This is a genomic window from Streptomyces sp. NPDC023723, from assembly GCF_040639815.1.
In the GTDB taxonomy this organism is placed as follows: domain Bacteria; phylum Actinomycetota; class Actinomycetes; order Streptomycetales; family Streptomycetaceae; genus Streptomyces.
In genome coordinates this window covers 1-3,327 of record NZ_JBFAAP010000119.1, presented here as the reverse complement: position 1 = coordinate 3,327, position 3,327 = coordinate 1, and the positions used below count along the sequence as shown (strand labels likewise).

Annotated in this window: 4 protein-coding genes; 3 read left to right on the top strand and 1 reads right to left on the bottom strand. The window is 77.6% G+C overall.

Annotated elements, in window-relative coordinates; genetic code table 11:
* On the bottom strand, positions 1-209 hold a 209-nt coding region (locus tag AB0G32_RS40260; RefSeq protein WP_361176025.1), incomplete at its 3' end, for a hypothetical protein.
* A gap of 249 nt (positions 210-458) precedes the next feature.
* On the opposite strand from AB0G32_RS40260, the gene AB0G32_RS40255 reads away from it, so the two are divergent.
* The 3 genes from AB0G32_RS40255 (at position 459) to AB0G32_RS40245 (ending at position 3,225) form a co-directional block, all read left to right on the top strand.
* Positions 459-992 carry a sigma-70 family RNA polymerase sigma factor gene (locus AB0G32_RS40255; RefSeq protein ID WP_361176022.1) on the top strand — a complete coding sequence of 178 codons (534 nt, stop codon included), beginning with the start codon at positions 459-461 and terminating at the stop codon, positions 990-992.
* 102 nt (positions 993-1,094) lie between these two features.
* Positions 1,095-1,604 (top strand): SRPBCC family protein, encoded by a 510-nt coding sequence (locus AB0G32_RS40250; RefSeq protein ID WP_361176019.1) that lies wholly within the window; start codon positions 1,095-1,097, stop codon positions 1,602-1,604.
* Complete coding sequence (locus AB0G32_RS40245; protein ID WP_361176017.1) at positions 1,597-3,225, top strand: NAD(P)/FAD-dependent oxidoreductase; 1,629 nt, start codon at positions 1,597-1,599, stop codon at positions 3,223-3,225. The genes AB0G32_RS40250 and AB0G32_RS40245 overlap by 8 nt, the downstream gene beginning before the upstream one ends.
* Positions 3,226-3,327 lie beyond the last annotated feature (102 nt).

Here is a 3,327-nt window from a genome sequence, read left to right as displayed (position 1 = left end):
GCCCGGGGCAGCCGCCACAGGCCGCGCGCGGTGTGCTCGGCGACCGGCGTCCACCGCGCGGGCAGACCGGCGACCGCCTCGACGGCCTGCCGCAGACCGGGGTCCCGCGCCAGGTCCGGCCGGTCCGCGGAGGCAGCTGCGGCAGCTGCGGCCACGGTGCCGGCGCGGTCCACCGGGCGCGGCGAGTACGGCGGGTTCGTCGGGGGCATCGGGGGAGACCTCCTGGTGACGGTGGGTCCATGTGCCGTCCATGTGTCCCGTGTGCGCGCGGTCGGGTAACGCGGCGGCCGGCCGGGTCCCGCGCACGGGTGGTCGTCCGGCGTCATCCGACGCAGAAGCGATGCGAGTTGTCCGCCGTGCGCGCCGATTCCGACGATGACGGCACCGCGGGCGCCCGCACCGGCAACGGGCGCCCGCGGTGCCGGACGCGCACGGAGTCACCGTCACGAGGAGCGGGCATGAGTACCGACCCCGCCGAACCGGCCGGCGGCGCGCAGTTCGCCGCCGCCTACCGCGCCTGGGCGCCGCTGGTCCGGGGGCTGGCCCGGCGCGGCCTGGGCGACGCCCGGGACGCCGAGGACGTCACCCAGCAGGTGTTCGCCGCCGCCTGGCGCGGCCGGCACGGCTACCGTCCGGAGCGCGGCTCGCTCCAGAATTGGCTGGTGGGCATCGCCCGCCGCAAGATCGCCGATGAACTGGCCGCCCGCTACCGCCGGACCGCGCTGCTGGCGGCGGCCGGCGAGGCCCTCGCGGTCGGGCCCGGCGACCCGGCCGCCCGGCCCGAGACGGTCCTCGACCGGCTGGTCATCCGGCAGGAACTGGCCAAGCTGCCGCCCGCCCAGCGGACCGTCCTGCGGATGGCCTACTACGACGACCTGTCGCAGACCCAGATCGCCGCCCGCACCGGATGGCCGCTGGGCACCGTCAAGAGCCACGCGCGGCGCGGCCTGCACCGGCTGCGGGACGGCCTGGACGGCGGGCCCGGGACCTGAGACGCCGGGCAGCGCCTTCGGCGCAGCCGGGTTGCCCGGGCGCGGAGCGGGCACTCAGAGCGACGCGCAGGTGTCACCGGTACCGGACGATGGGAGAAGCGCGTGGCAGTTCGTCATCGACTCGTGCAGGCGAGCCCGCCGGCGGTGTGGGCGGTACTCGCCGACCCCGACAGTTACGTGCAATGGGTGGTGGGAACCTCCGAGGTCACCCCCGAACGGGGCCAGTGGCCGCAGGTCGGCGCCACCATCCACTACGAGGTGAGCCTCGGCCCCGCACGGCTGACCAACGAGACGGTGGTCCGCCGCTGCGAGACGGGCACCGCCCTGGAACTGGAGGCCAAGGCGGGCCGGCTCGGCACTGCCCGGATCGCCGTCGAGCTGCGGCCCTGGGGCGAGGACTGCCTGGTCATCGTCGACGAGCACCCGCTGCGCGGGCCGGGCGGCCTCCTGCACAACGCCGGCGTGGAACTGCTGATCCAGCTGCGCCACCGCGCCATGCTGGCCCGGCTCGCGGAGCTGTGCGAGGCACGGGACGGAGCGGCGAAGGACGGGTCGGCGGCCGGCGGGCGGCACCGGTCCGCCGCGGCCCGGCCCGGAGCGGGCCGTGCCTGACGCCGTCGTGATCGGCGCCGGACCCAACGGGCTGGTCGCGGCGAACCTGCTGGCCGACGCCGGCTGGAGCGTGACGGTCCTGGAGGAGCAGCCCGAACCGGGCGGCGCGGCCCGCCACGACAGCGGGGTCGCCCCCGGCTTCGTGAGCGACCTGTGCAGCTCCTTCTACCCGCTGGCCGCCGCGTCGCCGGTACTGACCGGACTGCGGCTGGAGCAGCACGGGCTGCGCTGGAGCCACGCGCCGCACGTGCTGGCCCACCCGCTCGCCGACGGCGGCTGCGCGGTCCTCGACCGCGACGTCGCCGTCACCGCGGCCTCCCTGGACGCCTTCGCGCCCGGCGACGGCGCCGCCTGGCACCGGCTGCACACGGTCTGGGAACGGTACCGGCCCGACATCCTCGACGCCCTGTTCACCCCCTTCCCGCCGGTACGGGCCACCGCCCGGCTCGCGGTGCGGCTGCGCCCCGGGGGCGCCCTGCGGCTGGCGCGCACCCTGCTGCTGCCGGTGCGCCGGCTGGGCGAGGAGGAGTTCCGCGGCGAGGGCGGCAGGCTGCTGCTGGCCGGCAACGCCCTGCACGCCGACCTGTCCCCGGAGGCGGCCGGCAGCGGCGGCTTCGGCTGGCTGATGTCCATGCTCGGACAGACCTACGGCTTTCCGGTCCCGGTCGGCGGGGCCGGCGCCCTGACCGGGGCGCTCGCCCGCCGGCTGGTGGCCCGCGGCGGCACCCTGCACTGCGGGCGGCGGGTGGCGCGGGTGCTGGTCCGCGACCGCCGTGCCGTCGGGGTGGTGACCGCCGACGGCGAGACGGTCGCCGCGCGGCGCGCCGTGCTCGCCGACGTGTCGGTGCCCGACCTGTACGGCGCCCTCCTCGACCCGGCGGACCTGCCCGCCCAGCTCCTGGACGACCTGCGGCGCTTCCAGTGGGACTTCGCCACCTTCAAGGTCGACTGGGCGCTGGACGGCCCGGTGCCGTGGCGGTCCGAGGCGGCGGCGCGGGCCGGCACCGTGCACCTGGCCGACGGGCTGGACGAGCTGACCCGGTTCATGGCCCAGATCTCCCAGCGGCAGGTCCCCGACCGGCCGTTCTCGCTGTTCGGCCAGATGACCACCGCCGACCCGTCCCGCTCACCGCGCGGCACCGAGTCGGCCTGGGCGTACACCCACGTCCCGCACGACATCCGGGGCGACGCCGGCGGCGAGGGCCTCACCGGCGGCTGGGACGCCAAGGAGCAGGAGGTCATGGCCGACCGGGTGGAACGCCAGGTGGAACGGTTCGCGCCCGGCTTCCGCGGCCTGATCCGCGCCCGGCGGATCCTGGCCCCGCCGACCCTCCAGGCGCTGGACCGCAACCTGTACGGCGGGGCGATCAACGGCGGTACGACCGCCATCCACCAGCAGTTGTTCTTCCGTCCGGTGCCCGGCACCGGGCGGCCGGAGACGCCGGTGGCCGGGCTGTACCTGGCCTCGGCCGGCGCGCATCCCGGCGGGGGCGTGCACGGGGCGCCCGGCGCGAACGCGGCGCGGGCGGCGTTGCGGCGGTACCGGGGGGCGGGGCTGGGTCGCTTGCAGCGGGCGCTGACCCGGCGGGACCGGGTGGGGGATCGGCGTGGTCCGGGGTGAGGGGTGTGCGGTGCGTCGACGGCTGCGGGCGCGTCGTGGCCGGTCGCGGGGGGGGCGCCGGCCCCCCGCGGGGGGGGGGGGCCGGGGCCGGGCCCCCACCCC

Excerpts from the sequence above, each read along its gene's own strand:
- AB0G32_RS40255 (WP_361176022.1), top strand. The coding sequence starts at position 459 with ATGAGTACCGACCCCGCCGAACCGGCCGGCGGCGCGCAGTTCGCCGCC.